The following is a 20,233-nucleotide window of genomic DNA, read 5'->3' on the forward strand; positions in this document are numbered from 1 at the left end:
ACTAGATGCCCCCGCGCTGTGAGCTTGTCCAATTCAGATCGATAATTTCAACCGTTCGCCGTCGAAGTTTGACGAACGACTGCTCACTACTGAGCGTTCTCCAACAGGATTGATGCTGAGATGGTTTCTCCAGCAGGTAGGTACAGTTGCCACTCCGTTTCTTCGTAACTAGCCGACGACGAGTCAATTGATTGAATACCCAAACGAGTCGAAAGCACAATCGATTGCGCAACCTTCGAAGTCAGCTTCAACTCGATCGCTCTGGCGGGAAGATCCCAACTCAAGTGATCAACGACAATTGCTTTCCGCGCCAGCACCCCAGCGATTTCCCCATGCGGAAGGTGCTCCGCAGGAATCCCTGGTAGCAGATTGATTTCGCCCGGCCGAGAATACACGCACATCTCCGTCAAGATCGCAGGCAACGCCAAAATCGAATCAAGGTTGTAAATCCGGTGATTGGGATTGTGGGAACTAATGAAACTGCGATAGATGAACTTGCTCTTGGCATAGTCATCAAGCATGTCCCAAACGATAGACGGATCCTGCAAACGGGAACCATAGAACCCCAATTCCATGAAACCGTGTGCGGACTTGTTTCCTTGGCCTGACTCCAGACGCTTCTCGATGGCACGTCGGGCTGCTTGATAAAGTCTCGGCGTTGATGGATTGATATCTACGCCAGGGTAAACGGCATGCAGATGTGAATTGTGCCGGTGGTTGTAATTGTCTTCGACACCCGGGTAACTCCACTCCGCAATTGCACCGTCTTCATTAATTCGATACTCCGGCACCTTTGCAAGAAACGCCCTTAATTCAGGAATGCGATCCAGCTTGATATTTAACTCCTGATAAGCATCAATCAAGGCATTAAAGCTGCCACGTATGATGGCAATTTCCGACGTAGCATTCGGAGCCCCTGGAGTATTAGGAGACTGGTTCTCCGGTGAGATGCTGGGATAGATCAAAAACTTTCCATCAGGACCTTCCATTGGCCCAAGAAAATCTTGGTAGAACAGCACCGTGTTTTCTAACAAGGGAACAACACGCTCGGCCAAAAACTTTGTATCGCCGGTAAACAAGTAGTGTTGCCAGAAATACGCACCCAACCATCCAGTTGCGCCGGTCCATCCCTGCCAACCTGCAATCGCCAAACCATGTCGCCAACCGTGCGCAATTGCCCCCATATAACCGCGGGCTCCGTATAACTGCTGGGCGTTTCGCTCCCAGTCGGGATACAGAGTTTCAATCCAACTGAAATAGCTCTCCATCGCCTCCGGCAAATTCCCAACGCTACCATTGGAAATAGCAAGATTCAAATTGGAATCGTTGGTGTAGTGCCCCCACCACATCGGCTTCCAAGTGTCGCCCCAAATCCCCATCAAGGTAGGCGGCAACTCGCCGCTGCTGGAGATCAAACTGTAGCGGCCGACGGCAAAAATCAATTCCAAATAAGCTGGCGTAGGACCGTTGGCTTCCGCTTCGGCAATGATCTCCTCAGTCGTTCTTCCGTTCCCGAATTCGCCGCCGAGTTGATAGCCCACCCGGTGAAACATCTCGCCATGAATTTTCGCGTGAGCCTGCAACAAGTCCGCATAGGATTCGGACAAGCGATTTAGGTCCGACTGCAACTGTCCACGACGAGGCAGTTCGGCAACAGGCAAGAACTCGGTGCGAGTCAGCACCAATACTTCATCTGCATCACGAATTGAAATCCGATCTGCTTTCGCTTGCGACGTCCCGCCTTTAACGACTACCCGCGACATCACCTGATAGCCTTCTGCCTTGGTGAGCCCGTGAAGATGTCGGTAACTCGTGTGCAAGTACATCTCGTCGTCAGCAGATCCCACACCAGCGGTGTGCTCGATGGATGGGGCTGCGATATCCTCTTCGTTCCAGCCCGGCCTGGCCGCAAAACGTAGCTCCGCATTCAGCAATCCCTTGCTCGGCCGACGCAATCGGGTGACCACCACATTGTCGGGACGCGAAACGAACACGTCACGCTGCCAATCGCCGCGATCATCAGTCCATTTAACCGAAACCTCGCCACTATCCAGTTGTAGGGTACGAGAGTAGTTCTTAACCTCGCCTTGCTTTGGCACCGAGATTTTCAAGTACAACGCGGGGTGAACGTAGTTCAAACCGAATCGCGGACCAGGCCGAATCAACGCCTCCTCTGGAAACACTTCCGCGTTCCGCTTGCCGAACTCGTTGAAAACGATGCTCGCCGCAGGACTCCACTTTTCCTGCTTGGCCAACTCGCGAGCTTCCTGAATGGCGGAAACCATGTTGGGAACATCCGGCTTGACCGGCTGAGCGGGCACCCACAATTTCTCATGGTTCAGAACTATCGTCTCTTCAAGCGGCTGACCATGGACCATCACACCCTGGCGTCCATTACCGCTAATCAACGCATCGCCCCAATTCGTCGACGGCTGGCCACTCTTCAACATGGGTTGTTGTGTCGCCGCCGATGATTCAGGAGCTGAGCGGGCCTGCTCGCGCGAGATTTCGACCTCATCGCTCGCCGCAGGCTGCGGTTCTCTGGGGGTGTCAGCCCATCCGATGTGTCCAGCTCCTATTCCGAGCAGCACCAGGAAACAGAACAGCAAGGACCTTGAACGAAAATAAACCATGACCAGAGATGAGTCGGTTGTTGGGATATCGAGTGCAGATACCGAGCAAAAAGTTGAGGCGTGACTAGACAGTTACTGCCGCGCGACAACAAACCTGCCGTGCCAACCCCGATTAAACCGCTTTTTTCTAGTCTTTAACGACGTGCCTAAAGTCGCGTCAGGAAAGACTTCCACGCGACGACACGCCTCCCCAAGGCCGATACCTCCAAGATTAAGAAGCCGGCTTTCCAGCGTTATACAGCTCAAGAACTTCCGATTCAGAGAGAGCTCGGCTGAAGACCGCGAACTCGTCGATTTGTCCATTTAAATTTCGGATCGGCCAATCATCGTACTGACGCTTCGGACTCCAGTTGCCCAATTCCGCCTTGCCGATTCGAAACTTGTACTCTCCGGTCGGCAATCTACCCTCAAAGTATTTACTGAGCTCGACGAACTGACCGTTAACGTAATGCCGCACTTCCGTGGTGCTTGAATTCGCAACCGTAGCGATATGGAACCAACGTCCCAGATCATCATATCCAAAGACCGGTTTCGACACACAAATCACACGCTCTTCACCGGGCGGTTTGATACCTGTATCGATGGCACCTGACGAACGAATTTGCCAGTGGATATCGCCGGCTTCATACGCGTCAGTCAGCATGATGGAATTGAAGTGTCGATCAAATCCGTCAATCCGCATCCAAGCACTCATCGTCAGAGACTCAAACTGACCAGGTACCTCGAGACGCACCCGATCATCGGGCCGTTTAAATTCCAGTGCGTTCTTCCCTTTCCATCGCCCCTGCGACCAACGGCAACCAATGACAGATCCATCCACCGCGTTGTTGCTAAGATCTTCAAGTTCATAGGGATGATCGTCGTTATGCTGAAAGTCATAAAAGACAAGCAGGCTCGGATCGTTGGACAACTCATCACGATACTTCTGCCATTCCTTATGCCTTTGAATTTCAGAAGACTCCTTTAGCAAACGCAACTCATTGCTATTAGGAAACTGCTGCGAATCGGAATCAATGGGATGTTGCTGATCTTCGATTTGCTTCAGACCATTACCCGATGTAATACGCTGCACAGGCATATCGGCTTGGTCGCTCCGCACCTCAACCTCACCCTCGAAAACGTGCAACTCTTGGCGTCCGTCTCGCGTGGCCTCAACAGCGAAGTCAGTACCTAAATCAACGTACTTGGTCTTTTCAGACTGGATCGTGAATCCACTGGCTGCGGGAGGCACATGACACCGGACCTTTCCATAGAACAAAGTCCCGGACATGCGAGAGACAAGCTCGATCTTCGCTGGTCCCTCAATGATGGCCGTGGCACCACTTAAAAAACCGAGCTCAACAACCCCTTCGGAAAGCTCAATCGTTTGCGGACCAAGCATGTCACCAATTTGGATTCCCTTATTGGGCGTGATCCACTTGGCGGTTCCGGAATCTCGCAATACAGCAACATTCAAATTGGCACTGGCGCGATCAAATCGTGGTGCATTAACGACGGTATGTGCACTAGTACGAGTAATTTTCTGAGATCCCGCGACGTCATCGATCACCCGATCTTCACCGCCAAAACCATCTTGGATGATCTCCGCCTTCCCGGGCTGCCAAGCAACCTCACGGGGATCTTGAGAAAGAAAGGTCTGGACCCCCAACGCGAATAGCACCACAGCCGCACAACCAAACATCACCCACGCCAAACCAGCCGTACTGCGTTGAACAACTTCGGTGGGCTGAACCTCGCTCTTGGCCGTACTAACTTGCGAAACTGGAACGCCTATCGAGTTTGCGCCAGACACGTCAAACACCGATTCCAACACACTATCGTGCGAAGAATCAGTCAGTTCATGCAAGGCGGCGTGCAACTTCGTCGCACGCCGAAACGCCTTCCGAGCCTCTGGGCTATCTCGCAAGATATCCTGCAACTCAGCAAACTGATCGGCATCGATCACGCTGGAGCAGTAGCGCTGGATCAACTCTTCCAAATTTGCAGTGTTCATTCGCTGCCCAATGCTGAAGGGAAAGGTTGGCACTTGTGATCGATACAACGCTGCAGACGACGCCGCAGCCGGGCAACGGTCTTGTAGAGACTGTTGGCTGTCACTTCCAACCGGTCTGCGACCGACGTCAGCGACTGATTCGTGGCGTACGCCGTGACTAGTAATTCACGCTCGGAGTCATCGAGCTTGGTCATACAATCATCCAAGTAATTGAGCATTTGTGCGTCGGCCTCGAAGTTTTCTTCTCCAGCATATTCAGCCGCCAACTGCGCCAACAAATCGTCATCAAAGACAAATCGATTCCGAGCAAGCTTACGACGGTGCATCTGAGCTTCATACCGTGCGACGACGTAGGACCATTTCAAAAATCCTTCGTCTTCCTGCAGGGCTGAAAACTTTTCCCAAAGCACGACGCTGACATTCTGCATCACTTCGTCAACCGCATCTCGATTGACCAGCAAACCGTACAGAAATGCGCGGATTCTACGTTCGTTGGCAGTAAAAAGACGAACGAATCTTGCAACGTCGGCCCCCGCCCCTTTCTGGTTATCCACAGTCAGCTACCTATTTCTTAACGCTCGAACCCTGGCCAAGAACCGTCTCTCTGCAACGGCCCCGGTAAGTTACTGCCGACGGCCCCTAATTCAGCCCTGCAAAACGAAAAGATTCACAACAACGCTTTCACGCGTAATCGATCGACTACCGACTCAGCCTATTCGTTGCCCCTACACAGCTCAACCGATGACATCTTGAATCACCGACGCCGGCTTCACACCAGTCAGTTTTTGGTGCAACCCCTGGAAATAGTGGGTCATTCGATCCGAATCGATCCCCAACAGATGCAACATCGTTGCATGGAAATCCCGCACGTGCACTGGATTCGTCGCGGGGCGGTATCCAAATTCGTCGGTTTCCCCGTAAGTGAACCCGGGCTTAACGCCACCGCCGGCCATGAAAAGCGTGAATGCTGCCGGAGCATGGTCCCGCCCAATCAGCGCCATTTTGTTGCCACCTCGGTTTTCACGCATGGGCGTACGCCCAAATTCGCCGCCCCAAACAACCAGCGTGTCTTCAAGCAAGCCGCGTTGCTGCAAATCGGTCAGTAGCGCCGAAATAGGCTGATCGACCTGGCGACACTTATCGGCAAAGCCTTGATTGATTGACGTCTTAACCTCCGTGCCGTGCGAATCCCACCCACTGTCGTAAAGCTGAATGAAACGGACCCCGGCCTCGGCAAACCGACGGGCCAACAGACAATTATTGGCAAACGATGTCTCGCCTTTCTTCGCCCCATAGAGATCCAGAATTTCCTGTGGCTCGTCGTTGATATCAGCGACTTGCGGCACGGTCATTTGCATCCGGAACGACATTTCGTACTGTGCAATTCGCGTCAATGTCTCCGGGTCGTGGAACTGCTCATGACTTTTACGATTCATGTCACCCAGTGCATCAAGCATCTGACGCCGGATGCCTCGGGTGACGTTATTGGGATTCGAAATATTCAGAATCGGATCCCCCTGGGAACGGCACTGCACGCCTTGATAGACCGACGGCAAGAAACCACTAGACCATAACGCCTTCCCATTCCGAGGTACGCCGCCGGACAACAATACCATGAACCCGGGCAAATCTTCGTTTTCAGTCCCCAGCCCCCACGTTACCCACGATCCTTCCGACGGATAGCCGATCCGTGCGTTCCCTGTATGCACCAACAATTGGGCCGGGCCGTGATTGAACTGATCCGTTTGCATCGTCTTGATGAAACACAATTTGTCGACGTGATTGGCGACATGCGGGAACAATTCTGACACCCAAGCACCACTCTCGCCGTGCTGCTTGAACGAAAACTGCGGCCCCAGCATCTGCGGCGTCCCTTGAATGAACGCAAACCGCTGCCCATCCAGATACTCCTGCGGAGCGTCTTTACCGTCGTACTTCGCCAGCATCGGCTTGTAGTCAAACAACTCCAACTGACTGGGACCACCAATCATGTGCAGAAAGATGACTCGCTTGGCTTTCGCTGGGAAATGCGGAAGAGTCGCTGGCCCCGAACTCGAAGCCCGAGCGACCGACCCCGCCGATTGCGACGCCATCCAAAGCGCACCGAGACCGGTCGTGCATCCGGACAAAAACTGCCGGCGAGTATCATACTCGAGCTTGGCCCGGCGCAACTCTTGTTCAATCGTGAAGTGATTCATGGTTTGACTACCGTTAAAAATGGTCGATCGTCGTTGCGGATTTCAGGTTCGGCAAAACTATTTGGTAATGACTTCATCGAGATTCAAAAGCACGGCGGCGACCGTCTGCATGGCAACCTCGGCGTTGCTGCTGCCTTCGACTTGACGAAACAGACCAACCAAACGCTCTACCTCATCCAGCTCAGCAGGTCGACAAGTCGCCGCAAGCACACCGAAGGCGATCTGATCCTCCAACGCCTCGGATTGCGCCGAAATCCGTTTTGCAAACGCTTGCGAGCATTCCACGAATCCAGCGTCGTTCATTAACATCAACGGCTGCAACGGCGTGTTGGAACGCAATCGTTTCGGCACACAAAAATCACGCGAAGGTGCGTCAAAGGCCGCCGACATGGGGAACGGAACGCTTCGCTTCACGTAGGTATAAACGCTGCGGCGATAACGATCCTCTTCACCTGACTTGGGTGTGTGCCAAGTTCCGCGACGGGCCCGCCATACGCCGGGCGGCAACGGTGGATAGGCCGGCGGACCAAACATTTTGTCACTCATCAATCCACTGATCGCTAACATCTGATCACGAACCGTTTCGGCTGGCAGACTGTGGCGTGGACCGCGTGCTAAGAAGCGATTCGCGGCGTCCGACTCAAGCAAATCGGGACGAATCGCCGAAGCCTGTCGATATGTGTGCGACAAAGCGAGCTCTCGCAATAGCCGCTTAACACTCCACTGATAGTCATCCCGAAACCGAACCGACAAATCGTTAAGCAACTCTGGATGCGACGGCCGATCGCCGGTCGAACCAAAGTCTTCTTCAGTCGCCACTAAGCCGACGCCGAACATCTGGGCCCAAAGGCGATTAACGGCGACACGCGCCGTGAGCGGATTCTGATCACTCACCAACCACTCCGCCATCTGCAATCGATCCGACAGTGGCTCATCATGCCTCAGCAACGATTGCGGAACATCGGGATAAACCTGATTCCCCTTCGTTAAAAACAGTCCACCTAAGAACACATGTGTCGGGCGAGTCAGATGGGGTTCACGCTCGATCAAGACCGGCACTTCGCTGGATTCGATCGCCGCAAGTTCCGCCTTGACCCGCTTCAAATCTTCACCCGCTTTGGCCAACCCCGGATCGGTCAACAACTCGGTTAGTTGCTCACTTTTCGAAACCGCAAAATGCGCCCGGCGAGTGACCAACGGAAATGCAGCCAACTCGGTGTGCCGATGCAAAATCGTCAGTTTCAGCTTGGCCCCCTTCGGAACCTCGGTGGCTTCCTTAAGCACGATCACCGCTTGCCTTGGATGATGGATACGCGTGAAAGCGGCGAACCCAGGCTTTCCATCACGAAGACTCTCATTGGGATCGAAGTACGGGAACGGCTCGTCACCGTACATCGCCGCAAGTTCCAACTTTTTAGCCGGTGCCGGCTTATTCCCAACAACATTTGGCACGATCAACTCGGCGGTGATGCGAGACATCACAAACCCCCACTCCGAGTCCGCCAACGCCTGTTTAGGATCCAGCGGCATCGCGGTGATTTGCACGCCAGTCAAGGAAGACATCGATTCTGGGATCGGCATTTCAACCGTAATGACCGTGCCACTGGCAACCGTACCGGTGGTGTAATACTCGTCCCATTGATCGCGAGATTCGATCTCCACGCCCGCCGACTTCGAAGCCTTGCCGCTGGAGACCCGCAATTCATGCCAATGATCCGGATCGGACGCCACTGACCATTGCTGCTCCCAAATCGAACGCGTGCGAGCGTTAACATCTCGCTGCATTTGCGAGGCCGCCTCGTAGTCCGATTTAGCCAGGGGAACCTTCACCACGGGCCAGTCATCGCTCAAATCAACATCGGCCGTGTTGTTGAAGTACGAGACAAACTTATAGTATTCTTCGTGCGTGAAAGGATCATAAGGATGGTCGTGACACTGAGTGCACCCGAATGTCGTCCCCTGCCATGTTTGCCATACTGTGCTGACTCGGTCGAGCACCGCAGCGATCCGAAATTCCTCGTCGTCGGTACCGCCTTCTTCGTTGGTGTTCGTCAACCGATGGACCGCGGTAGCCACCATGTCGTCGACCGATCGCGACGGCAACAAGTCTCCCGCGATTTGTTTAATCGTAAATTGGTCGTAAGGCATATCTTCATTAAGTGCGTCGATCACCCAATCGCGATACTTCCAAATCTCACGCGGCGAGTCCTCACCCTGTCCCCGCGAGTCGGCGTATCGCACCAGATCAAACCACACACTCGCCCAACGTTCACCGAAATGAGGCGACTGCAACAATCGGTCCACCACAGTCTCGTAGGCCACCGGGCCATGGGACTCCAAGTCAGCCAAAAATGCTTCACGTTCTTCAAGCGTGGGCGGCAGCCCGATCAAGTCCAGCGAAACTCGGCGCAACCAACGCGAAGGCCGCTCGTCACCCGCCGGCAAAATCCCTCGATCATCAAGCTGTTCTAAGACAAACGCATCAATTGGCTGCATCACCCAATCAGGCCGCGACAGCATCGATGCGGTATGACGCGTCGGGGTTTGGTAAGCCCAATGTTTGCCCCACTTAGCGCCCTGCTCGATCCAGCGGGTTAACAAGTCCACTTCGGATTCGCTTAACCGCGGCCCGTGTCCCGCCGGCGGCATACGAGTCTCTTCGTCCGAATCCAGCACTCGAACCAACAACTCCGAAGCATCCGGGTCTCCGGCTTCGACGGAGTACATTGCCGAATCCGCGTAAACGAAAGACAAGTCAGCAGCCTGCTTCACACCTCCGTGACACGCGGTGCAATGCCGAGTGAAGATCGGTCGAATCTGGCGATCGAAATCAACGGTCGCAGCTAAAGCTCCCGCCGCCTCACTGGCTGAAGCCTGCGGCGATGCAACACAAAGCCGCACAGCGATCGCGGCCGCAATCATCCAAGGAGACACTAAATTCATCATATTCAGGTAACAGTCTTTTGGGTTTCAACCTTTTCCGAACGACACCAGCCTCGCGTCCACAAACGCCTCGCTTCGTGACAAAAGCGCATCGGTTGCCAGTCACATCCGCGACGCCGGAACGCGACGACGAGCGATCACTTCGCCCAAACCTACTGCCGAACGGACGCTGATCAGCCATAAGAACCGAGCATTTTCCTTTGAATGCCTTCCGGAATCAGTGAGCCTCACGCAAGCAACTCACCCCTCCGCAAGCGAACCACGAGCCAAACCACCAACCGAGCACACACCGCTCAGCACCCACCAACAAGGCTCCTCAGCCCGCCAGGAATTCTGGCCAACAGATTCAGCACAACTCTCTGAGTCACCGATCGCGACCAGGGATCTTCTTAATCCGGCGGCCGAACCGGGAACGTGGCGACAAAAAGCAGGCAATCCGGTAGCTGAAATTAACCATCAGACCGACTTGGATTCAGGCAGCCAAACGACTGAACACCAAGCTATTCCTTACAAACAGCCGGGTCGCATATGGCGAACCTGAGAGGCCTTCAGAACCCCGCAAAAAAGCAGTAACGTTCTAGAAAAACACCGTCGTAGAATCAGCAATAGTTCACGACGACAACTTTTCCGCAAATTTCAGACTATTTTCAGGGCTGCTTTTTGAAGCTGCGGCAGTAATCCCATCGGCTCTCATGCAGCGTGAGACTTCCCTGTCGTCACGGGACGCAAAAACATTGCAATTCGAAACGTTTTCCCAACATCACTTATTTAGTTTTCAGGAAAAACCAGGCGTGCAAATAACGCTGTGAAGCCCCCGTTTAGCCCCTATCTCATTTAAACAGTTGAGTTTCGTAACCATGAAAATTCGCAAACACGGGTTCACGCTCGTCGAATTACTCGTTGTCATCGCCATTATTGGCGTGCTCGTTGGACTACTCTTGCCGGCCGTCCAGGCTGCTCGTGAAGCTGCTCGACGAATGTCCTGCAGCAACAACTTCAAACAAATTGGCCTGGGCATCCACAATTACCATTCGGCCTACAACAACATTCCCATCCACGGTACTGGCACCATCGACTATCGCTCTGGCGGTTCATGCTCGCACAACGGCCTGACCTACCCAGGTAGCTATCTCTCGCAAACCAACTTGGCATCCAACAAGACACTCAACTTCCTAGTTGGGGTGCTACCATTTGTCGAACAACAAGCTTTGTGGGAAGCCATCTCGAACCCATACCAACAAAGCGCCTCTTTCATTCGCCCTGCTTTTTCGCCGAACCCAAACACCGACCACATCGTCGAACAGCCGGTTTTCATTACTGAGATTCCCGGATTTCGTTGCCCCAGCGATCCAGGTCAAGGATTGCCTGCTGCCGCCCGAACCAACTACGCCGCCTGCATGGGCGACGCGATGTACCGGATTGGTCGAGGCCGTGAAGAACGATGGTGTGCTGGAAAACCTGAAACCGACGAACGCAACATCCAAGACCGAGGTTTCTTTGAACACGGGTCTCGCGTCAGTTTCAATGCAGTACTAGACGGACTATCCAACACTATCGCAGCAGGCGAAATCAACACGGACCTTGGCGATCGCCACATCACCACCCAACGAGTCCGCGGCAACGATCTGCACAAAACAACGACGGATTGCGACCAATACATCGATCCGGAACGCCCACAATTCTGGAACAACGACACGGCTCCCTTTGAAGGTGGCTCGACCCAGCAACGTGGTCTTCGCTGGGCATCTTCGACTTCCTATTACGGCAGTGTCATTACGGTCCATCCGCCCAACAGTGCTAGTTGCTTCCGTGGCGATGAAAGCGATGCGTTGGTCAGCGTAAGCTCACGTCACCAGGGCGGAGCACACGTTCTGTTCGCGGACGGTGCGGTGAAATTCATCACTGACTCAATCGAAGCGGGTGATCGCACCGCCAAAATGGTCAACCCGAACCACAATGGCTCCAGCACTTACCGCGGTCAGCAAAGCCCATTCGGATTATGGGGAGCACTTGGCACTCGCTCAATGAAAGAAACTGTCGACACCGGCTCCATTTAATTCGCCAACAACAACGTTGGGGTGTTAGGTAGACACCTTCACCCCACTCTGTTGGGACCAAATTTCCGAATCCGGCAACTCGCCCTTTCTTCAAGCAACTTATGTGAGTTGGAAGGGCTATCGGGCGATTGTTTCCGCCCACTCCCCATCTCGATTCCTTCCCCACAAGCGGCCTCGAACATGATCCGAATCACGTTAACATGCACACTCCTTCTTGCGTCTCTGATTAGTTGCGGATGCGACTCCCAACCCACACAAACCGTTATCACCGACGAAGCTCGCGATCTTTTCGCAAAAGACCAAGCGGACATGCTTGCTCGATTGAAAGCGGAAGACCCGAAACAGAACTTCGATAACGAGCTAGACGAACCCAAAGAAGACTAACGTCTCACCCAAGGCAAACAGACTCGCCTACACCTTTAGGTGCCAGCTACTTGCCAGTGACTTTCTCGAGCTCTTCCATCCGAGCGATACGCTGATCAAGTTGGCGGATTAAGCCCTGCGTGACCGCGATCCTGGAATCGAGCTCGCCTTTCAACTCACGCTGTAAATCAAACATCGCGACTTGCCATCGCTGAAGCTCCACCGGTGCATCACTGAGGGGCAGGGCGGTTGAGTTTTTGGCTTCCAGTCTTTGCAACGTTTCGCGATTTTCTCGATCATCGCGCAGTCGACGCTTCCGCCGCTGCACGGTCATCCGGGCCAACACCCAACCGAGCATGGCAAACCCGCCCAGCATCCACAGCCCGCTGCGGTCCATGAGCGTCATCGAGAGGATCAGGGCGTTCATGGGAATCCTTGATTCATTCAAAATCGACGACTTGATGGCCGTTGGAATCCAGGCTTCAGTCTGCTGGACCACCCTCCAACCATGCACCACCCTGCGGAACGACCGCAAATCGAGGCTTCATCCCTATCGGCCCTCATTGTCGATTCGCTCCCGCGATTCACGCCCGCAAGCCAGACTGATTGACGAAACGAGCGTGTTTTGACGATCATGCCGGCTATGACCGAACTGAACGACGAAATCCAAGTCTGGCTCGCCCCCGCGGCTCACGACGCTCCCGGACCAATCGAAGCGTTTTGCGAAACCCTTCTATTGGAAGAGGAACGGGTGGCTGCGAATCGATTTCGTGTCAATTCGGCCCGGCATCAACACGTCATCGGACGCGCGATGGCCCGGCGTCTTTTGTCATCGGGATGTTGCGAACACCACGAGATCGGCTTCCGGCTGCTCGATCACGGCAAGCCGATTGTGGACCGTCCCGCGGTAGCTCGGCGCACATTCAACATCGCTCACACTCGCGGCCTAGTCGTGTGCGGCTTGGGGCAACCCAACCAATGGCTTGGCGTGGACGTGGAGTGGATGGATCGGCGAACCGATCCCGCTCTCGCCGACCGTTACTTCGCGCCGACGGAAATTCAGCAACTGCAGTCGCTGCGCACCGACGATGAACGACAAAAGCTATTCCTTAGAATCTGGACCCTCAAGGAAGCGTTCATCAAAGCAATCGGGACAGGGCTATCGACGCCGCTGGACCAATTCGCTTTCGAAGAAGCACATTCAAACGAACCAACGTTGACGCTCGCCGACGCTGCACTGGCACGTGATCGCGAGTGGACTTTTCAAGCGTTCGAACCCCGCCCCGGTTTTGTAGCCGCTGTCGCCGTCGGGGTGGAGCCAGCCACTTCCAAAGCGACTAAGGCTTCGTCGCTACCGGTTCGGCTGATGGACTTTGAAAGCCAACTGCCTTAACCAACCAGGGACGAACTTCGGCCGCCAAGAAGAAAGATCCACAAATCACGACGACGCCATCAGGCCCGGCTTCGCGAATCGCTTGCCGGCACGCTGCCAACGGTTCTTCCTGAATCGAAAACCACTCATCACGAAGACTTTCGCCAGCGACTTCGGCGAGCTCTGCCGTCGGCACGAACCGCGGGTTCTGGTGATAACGGGTAAAGATTACTCGATTCAATAATCCCTTGAGCTGCCCCAGCATCGCAGGCGCATCTTTATCGACACTTGTTCCAAACACGCCGACAATGCGGCGGCCCGCACAGCGTCTTTGCAGTGTATCGAGTAACGCTGCGATGGAATCCGGGTTATGTGCGGCATCCAAAATGACAGCCGCTCCATTTTCAGCCACAAACCGTTCCAGTCGGGCATCAATGCGTAACGACGCTAATTGATCAATCATGACGTCGACGATCGGAACCTGCAGCTCCCGCACCGCGGCAATCGCTAACGCTGCATTACGAATCTGGTGTTGTCCCTCGACGGCTAACCGCAGCTCAATGAGCTCCGGCCCGACAATAACCTCTGGCGTAATAGGCTCTAATTCATCCGAACGGGAATCCAGATCCTCCAAACACAGCCGCCAAAGGAAATGGCTTCCCCAGGCTGGCGTCGAGATTGTTTGCACCTCAAAATCGCGGTCTAGCTCGGCGAGACAGCAGCCTGTTTGTTCCGCCTGTTGACGAATCACGGCCTGTGCCGATGGGTTGGTCACGCCGCTGATTGCGGGAACGCCCGGCTTAAAAATCCCCGCTTTCTCTTTGGCAATCTTTTGAACCGTATCGCCCAAGACATGCTGGTGATCTAGCCCGATGCTGGTAATCACCGTCACATCGCTTTGGAACACGTTCGTGCTATCCAGACGCCCACCCAGCCCGGTTTCCATCACCCAGTAATCACAACCACTGCGGTGAAAATGCTCAATCGCAATCGCGGTGGTCAATTCGAAGAACGACGGCCCCCCAACGGCCTCGCTCGCCATCGCGTTGACAATCGGCTTGAACGATTCGATCAACGCGACCAGCTCGCTCGAAGATGCTGGCCGACCATCGACGCGAAATCGCTCTTCCAGACTCACCAAATGCGGAGAGGTATACAAACCGACCTTCGCCCCACTGGCCGTCAAGAGACTCGCAACCATGGTCGCCACGGAACCTTTCCCCTTGGTTCCCGCGATGTGCACGATACAAGGCTTCGCTGAGGAAGGCTTCGCTGATTGGTGAACTGAAAGACCACCAACCGGGCCCCCCGCTGCATCTCCGCCATCAGCTTTGGCTAAGCAACGCCCATGCCCCAGACGCTGCACCAGCTCTCGCATTCGGTCCAGTGTGAACCGATAGTTCGCCCCTGATTTGCCCAATCGCTCGTAGTCGATTCGGTCATACAGCCACTTGGTCGCGGCAAGATAGGCGGCGGATCGAGTGGGAGTCATCAACTTTTGGGGCAAAAAGCAAGGCAGCGAGGTCGAAAGCGAGGAACGAACGCCGCTGGAAAACTTCCGACTGTCCACTATTGTAGCGTTCACATCGCAAAACCATACGGCGTGGCACAAAATGTCGAACCGTTCTGAACGTCCGCCCGTAGCGTACGGACTCTCGTTTTTTCTAGTCCTTCTCTCCCTCTCGTCGGGATCATTGTTTCGTGGATACCGATACCAGTGCTGCCGCTGACTCAAACCCAGCTAATCAGTCCGACTCAGCCGAACTTGCCGCCTCCTCATCCACCCCGGACGTGGATAATGTGGTCATCGAGACCCGCAACCTAAGCAAGATCTATCGCGATTTCTGGGGGCGAAAAAAGGTCCACGCTTTGAAATCGCTCGACGTCGAAGTCAAGAAAGGCGAGATTTTCGGCCTGCTCGGCCCCAACGGTAGCGGTAAGTCGACCACGATCAAGCTGATCCTGGGACTGCTCTTCCCAACAAGCGGCCGTGTTTTGGTGTTCGACCAGGACGCCAGCGAGACCCGCAAGAACGAGCGAATTGGCTATTTGCCAGAAGAATCCTACCTCTACAAGTTCCTGACCGCCGAAGAAACCCTCGACTTCTACGGTCGGCTCTTCGACCTGTCCGGAGCCGAACGCCGTGACCGAGTCAAGCAACTCATCGAGCTGGTCGGTTTGCAGGGTGCCAAGCACCGCCAACTCAAAGAATATTCCAAGGGGATGACCCGCCGGGTGGGTCTGGCTCAAGCCCTGATCAACGACCCCGACCTGATCCTGCTGGACGAACCAACGACCGGCCTGGACCCGATCGGATCTCGGGAAATGAAAGACCTGATCATCGGTTTGCGAGACCAAGGCAAAACCGTCTTGCTGTGCAGCCACCAACTCGCCGACGTTCAAGACGTCTGCGACCGGGTCGCAATTCTGCACCAAGGCGAACTGAAGGAATTGGGTCGCGTGACGGATCTATTGAAGGTCCAAGACGTCACCGAAGTCCACGCTACCGGACTGAGCGACCAAGCCAAAACCGAGATCGCCGATCTGATCGCACGTCACGGCGGCCAATTGCAATCGATCGACAACCCAACCGCGACGATGGAAGATCTATTCCTGAACATCGTCCGCGAAAGCGAAGCCCGCCCTGGTGCTCGCCGTGTTTCGCAAAGTGCCAATGCTGACACCTCCGCCAGCACCGGAGACCAAGCATGAATTTGCAACCAGATGACTTCTGGTCATTTTACGAATGGTTCTTCCGACCGGGAGCGTTCCTAGAAAGCGCCGCTCTTAAAGGGATTGTTCTAGCCATCCTGGCTACTTTCCTAGGTCTCGTCGGTGGCTACGTCGTTTCGTCATCTCGCTACGGTTCCGGTGAAGGGTTCTTTGCCGTCGCACGCGCGATTCGTGACCTCTTTCGATTCGACTTGCCCGGCACCCGCCTGCGCCGCATTCTGGCATTGGCCAAGCTCGCTTTCAAAGAAGCACTTCGCCGCAAGGTGCTTTACGTCGTCGGTCTGTTTGTTGTCGTTCTCTTATTGGCGGGTTGGTACCTGAACCCACAAAGCGACGATCCGGCTCGACTCTATGTCAGCTTCGTTTTGACAGCGACCAACTACCTCGTGCTGGCTCTGGCATTGTTCATCAGTGCTTTCTCGCTACCCGAGGACATCAAGAACAAGACGATGTACACCATCGTCACGAAACCGGTGCGTGCGACTGAGATCATTCTCGGACGGATGCTCGGGTTCATCGGCGTGGGTACCATGATTCTGGTGCCCATGGGACTGCTAAGTTACGTCTTCGTCGTGCGAGGACTCGACCACACTCACTCCCAAGTAGCGGACGTTCGGGAATTGCCTCGCGGTGGTTTCGAAGGGGAAACCGACTACACCCAGTTCCACTCCCACACGTTTAGCCTGGACGAAAACGGTGAAGGACTGACCAACATCGTTCGTGGACACCGTCACGTTGTGATTCGCGATGACGAAGGCAACTTCAAGATTGGATCGCCCGAGGGTGCTCTGCGAGCTCGGATTCCTTCCTACGGTTCGCTGGTCTTCCGCGACCGCAGCGGTAACCTGCAAGAGGAAGGTATCGACGTCGGTAACGAGCGACTCGCGGGCGGCTACGGCAGTGCGGGCATCTCACGGCTGATCGGCGTCACACAGGGAACCCGAAAGGTCGAACACGGCTACGTCGAAGGCGGCACGCTCGGTACGGCGGAATTTACATTCCCAAACGTGACCAAAGAACGCTATCCCGACGGATTTCCGATCGACTTGTCGTTGCGTGCTTACCGTTCCTACAAAGGTGATATCGAAACCGGTATCCGTGGATCGGTCACGATGAAACACCCGGACAAGCCTATCGAAAGCAATCCGATCGCGTTTGTCGTTCACGAATATGAAGTCGACGAAAAAACGCTTCCGCTGGAAACCGAAGGTACCGACGGAACCGAAACTCGAATGCTGAACGTATTCGACGATCTAGTTGACGAGAACGGACGTATGACTGTAGTCGTCCGTTGTCTTGACCGAGCTCAATACCTCGGTGTGACTCCCGCCAGCGTTTACCTACGTCCCGCTGACAATCCTTTCGCTTGGAACATGGCCAAGGCGTACATTTCAATTTGGTTACAAATGACCATGATCATCGCGTTCGGTGTGATGTTCAGTACGTTCCTGACCGGTCCTGTTGCAATGATTGCCACCGCGGTATGCGTGCTGCTTGGTTTTTCTGCCGAACAGGTCTACGACACCCGGCACTACATTGACGCCGGAATCGCTCGTGGAGGCGGTCCGATTGAATCGATGGTTCGACTGCTCAAACAAGACGCGATGACGACGCAACTGGATGTCGACACTGTGGCAGCCAAGGTGATTCAGACCACGGACGCCGGGATTGTCTACACACTCGACGCGATCGCGACTGCATTACCCAACTTGCCGAAGATGGTCGGCACGGCGGAATTTGCTGCCTCTGGATTCGATATTTTTGGTGCGATCCTAGCACGTCACGCAATGGCGACATTGGGCTACGTCCTGCTCGCTTTCCTTATCAGCTATTTTACCCTGAAAGCACGTGAGATCGCGGCATGAATCGCACGACTCAACTTCGTCGAAAACTTACCTACCTGGTCATTCTCGTAGTCATGCTGATCCCGCTCTACCTTCTCGGCCAACCGGCCGGCGGTGGTGGAGACGGCGGCGGCAAGCTCGCGCAAATGCGCGACGCTTATGACATCGCCGAGAGCGATCTTGGTGAAATCAGCCCAGCCAGCGAAACCATGAAACTGGCCTCCCTCGGGATGCGTGGTGTTGCGGCATCGTTGCTTTGGAAAAAGTCGCACGACTATCGCGTCACGCACGAATGGGACCGACTCAAGGCAACGCTTAACAACATTGCTTTGCTTCAGCCTCACTTCGACAAGGTTTGGGAGTTCCAAGCTCACAACTTGGCTTACAACGTCTCGTCGGAATTCGATGACTATCGTCAACGCTACGAAATGGTCCGCGAGGGAACGGAATTCCTAACCAAGGGTGTTAAGCAAAACCGCAAAGCACCGCGTTTGGTCTGGTACACGGGTTGGTTCTATGGCCAGAAACTAGGCATGTCCGACGAAAAACGTCAATTCCGACGTCTCTTCGCGGACGACGAAGTGCTGCACGAACAACTGCTTAACCAAGGTATCGCCGTCGATAGCCCCGAAGCTCGCGGGCCGCTCGGTAAACCGGACAACTGGTTAGTTGGACGCTTGTGGCTGAACTCCGGTTACGACCTTGTCGAGTCCGGAATCAAAATCCGCCGCCAAACCCCGATTAACTTCTACGAAACGGGTCCCAAGTGGCGTATTAAGCACGCCGAAGCAATCGAAAAAGAAGGGATCCTGGACGACCGAGCTCAAAACGCTTGGCAAATGGCGTCGCAAGATTGGCAAAGTTTGGGCAATCGCTCGATCCCCACAACAGCTTCGTTCACGATCAAACTAGGCCAGCTCGATGAACTCAATCGTCAGCGTGCCGAGACCGTTGCTGAAATCCGAAAGACGGCCGGTGCAGCCTATGAACGAGCCGAAATGGCGATGATCGAAACGCTCGATCCCGTCATTCAAGACGCGCTATTAACACCGATCGAAGACCGGACCAAATCGCAACAGTCGATTGCCGCCACTCACGGCGGCGCCGTCACACCGAACTTGGACACGATCGCTCGCGAAGCCGCTCCGAAAGACCGCTTGAAGATCCTTCAATTGGTTGACGAAGTCAAAGACATCGACGAGCGCATTATCAAGACCAGCGGGCACCGCAAACAGATCAACTTCGAGTATTGGGAAACCTTGGCTCTTGCCGAGCAGGAAGAACGGACCGTTCGCGCTCGACGCTTAACCTATGAAGCCGAGCAAGCTAACGCGGATGCGGAGCTGGACAAAGCGATTCAGCTCTACGAAGACTCGTTCAAAGTTTGGGCTGAGATCTTCGACGACTATCCGATTCTCGTAATCGACGACAGCGCCGAAGATCTATTCGACTCCATTCGTCGTTACAAGATTGCGACGGACTCCGATGAGATCGAAGATGACTTTCCGCTTCGCACATTCGTGGAATTGATGGGTCAATACGGCCAGGTCGATCCAATCATGTACGAGCAAGTCCGCAAGGAACAAGACGCGAAGCTCGAAGCTCGAAAACGTGAACTTGCCGAAGAAGAAAAGCGGCGTGAAGCGGAAGAACTCGAAGCAGAGCAGGCCACTAAGATGACTCCGGAAGCGGCTGAAGCAACCGAGGCATCCGAAGATGAGTCCGCTGACTCGGCTTCCGAAGCAGAAGCTTCCTCGGAAGACTCCGCTGAAATGACAAGCGAGGAACCTGCTGAGTCGGCCGAAGACGCACCAGAGGCGGAAAGCGAAGGGAACGCTGACGGCGATGATGTCGCTGGCGATCAGGAAGCTCCGCAGAGCGAAGAACCGGTTGAGAAGATGGAAGAATCCCCAGCCGATGAAGAGCCGGCAACCACGGACGACAACACTGCGGACGATAAATCTGCAGATGAAGGTGCCGCGGATAAGGAAACCGTCGAGGAAGTCATTGAGGACGCCGTCGAAGACGCTACCGAAGGCTCAAACGCCGAATAGTCCACGGCCCTGTCGGGTCGCATAACGACAATTGGCGAAAGCG

General features: G+C 54.6%; 13 protein-coding genes. 6 read left to right on the forward strand and 7 right to left on the reverse strand.

Features of this window, described 5'->3' with window-relative positions; all coding sequences use genetic code 11:
- Positions 1 to 86: 86 nt before the first annotated feature.
- From ACR3ZL_RS24905 to ACR3ZL_RS24925, 5 genes are all read right to left on the reverse strand, one after another.
- On the reverse strand, positions 87 to 2,591 hold the full coding sequence (locus tag ACR3ZL_RS24905) for a glycosyl hydrolase family 95 catalytic domain-containing protein (protein WP_473650391.1): 2,505 nt from the start codon (positions 2,589 to 2,591) through the stop codon (positions 87 to 89).
- 253 nt (positions 2,592 to 2,844) lie between these two features.
- Complete coding sequence (locus ACR3ZL_RS24910; protein ID WP_486173050.1) at positions 2,845 to 4,626, reverse strand: LamG-like jellyroll fold domain-containing protein; 1,782 nt, start codon at positions 4,624 to 4,626, stop codon at positions 2,845 to 2,847.
- Positions 4,623 to 5,180, reverse strand: coding sequence for a sigma-70 family RNA polymerase sigma factor (locus ACR3ZL_RS24915; protein ID WP_473650389.1), 558 nt, complete (start codon positions 5,178 to 5,180; stop codon positions 4,623 to 4,625). The genes ACR3ZL_RS24910 and ACR3ZL_RS24915 overlap by 4 nt, the downstream gene beginning before the upstream one ends.
- 180 nt (positions 5,181 to 5,360) lie before the next feature.
- A complete protein-coding gene (locus tag ACR3ZL_RS24920) occupies positions 5,361 to 6,824 on the reverse strand; it encodes a DUF1501 domain-containing protein (protein ID WP_473650388.1) in 1,464 nt (487 codons plus the stop codon).
- 57 nt (positions 6,825 to 6,881) lie between these two features.
- The gene (locus ACR3ZL_RS24925) at positions 6,882 to 9,770 is read right to left on the reverse strand and encodes a PSD1 and planctomycete cytochrome C domain-containing protein (RefSeq protein ID WP_486173051.1); all 2,889 of its coding nucleotides are present in this window, start codon (positions 9,768 to 9,770) and stop codon (positions 6,882 to 6,884) included.
- An 854-nt stretch (positions 9,771 to 10,624) separates the two neighbouring features.
- On the opposite strand from ACR3ZL_RS24925, the gene ACR3ZL_RS24930 reads away from it, so the two are divergent.
- Together ACR3ZL_RS24930 and ACR3ZL_RS24935 are read left to right on the forward strand one after the other, a co-directional pair.
- Complete coding sequence (locus ACR3ZL_RS24930; RefSeq protein WP_473650385.1) at positions 10,625 to 11,824, forward strand: DUF1559 family PulG-like putative transporter; 1,200 nt, start codon at positions 10,625 to 10,627, stop codon at positions 11,822 to 11,824.
- 180 nt (positions 11,825 to 12,004) lie between these two features.
- Positions 12,005 to 12,208, forward strand: coding sequence for a hypothetical protein (locus ACR3ZL_RS24935; RefSeq protein ID WP_473650384.1), 204 nt, complete (start codon positions 12,005 to 12,007; stop codon positions 12,206 to 12,208).
- Positions 12,209 to 12,254: 46 nt separating this feature from the next.
- Here the strand turns inward: ACR3ZL_RS24935 and ACR3ZL_RS24940 are convergent, their stop codons facing one another.
- Positions 12,255 to 12,614: a hypothetical protein gene (locus ACR3ZL_RS24940; RefSeq protein WP_473650383.1), complete on the reverse strand. Its 360-nt coding sequence runs from the start codon at positions 12,612 to 12,614 to the stop codon at positions 12,255 to 12,257.
- Positions 12,615 to 12,830: 216 nt separating this feature from the next.
- Here ACR3ZL_RS24940 and ACR3ZL_RS24945 point away from each other — a divergent pair, with 216 nt between their 5' ends.
- Complete coding sequence (locus ACR3ZL_RS24945) at positions 12,831 to 13,580, forward strand: 4'-phosphopantetheinyl transferase family protein (RefSeq protein ID WP_486173052.1); 750 nt, start codon at positions 12,831 to 12,833, stop codon at positions 13,578 to 13,580.
- On the opposite strand, the gene ACR3ZL_RS24950 is transcribed toward ACR3ZL_RS24945, so the two are convergent.
- Positions 13,525 to 15,051: a bifunctional folylpolyglutamate synthase/dihydrofolate synthase gene (locus ACR3ZL_RS24950; protein ID WP_473650381.1), complete on the reverse strand. Its 1,527-nt coding sequence runs from the start codon at positions 15,049 to 15,051 to the stop codon at positions 13,525 to 13,527. The genes ACR3ZL_RS24945 and ACR3ZL_RS24950 overlap by 56 nt on opposite strands.
- A 209-nt stretch (positions 15,052 to 15,260) precedes the next feature.
- Here ACR3ZL_RS24950 and ACR3ZL_RS24955 point away from each other — a divergent pair, with 209 nt between their 5' ends.
- The 3 genes from ACR3ZL_RS24955 to ACR3ZL_RS24965 are packed head-to-tail and all read left to right on the forward strand — an operon-like array spanning position 15,261 to position 20,190.
- Positions 15,261 to 16,271 carry an ABC transporter ATP-binding protein gene (locus tag ACR3ZL_RS24955; protein ID WP_473650380.1) on the forward strand — a complete coding sequence of 337 codons (1,011 nt, stop codon included), beginning with the start codon at positions 15,261 to 15,263 and terminating at the stop codon, positions 16,269 to 16,271.
- The gene (locus ACR3ZL_RS24960) at positions 16,268 to 18,157 is read left to right on the forward strand and encodes an ABC transporter permease (RefSeq protein WP_473650379.1); all 1,890 of its coding nucleotides are present in this window, start codon (positions 16,268 to 16,270) and stop codon (positions 18,155 to 18,157) included. The genes ACR3ZL_RS24955 and ACR3ZL_RS24960 overlap by 4 nt, the downstream gene beginning before the upstream one ends.
- A complete protein-coding gene (locus ACR3ZL_RS24965) occupies positions 18,154 to 20,190 on the forward strand; it encodes an ICP22 family protein (RefSeq protein ID WP_473650378.1) in 2,037 nt (678 codons plus the stop codon). Before ACR3ZL_RS24960 ends, ACR3ZL_RS24965 begins: the two co-directional genes overlap by 4 nt.
- The last annotated feature ends 43 nt before the right edge of the window (positions 20,191 to 20,233 follow it).

The sequence above is a fragment of the Rhodopirellula sp. J20-39 genome, from assembly GCF_057365095.1.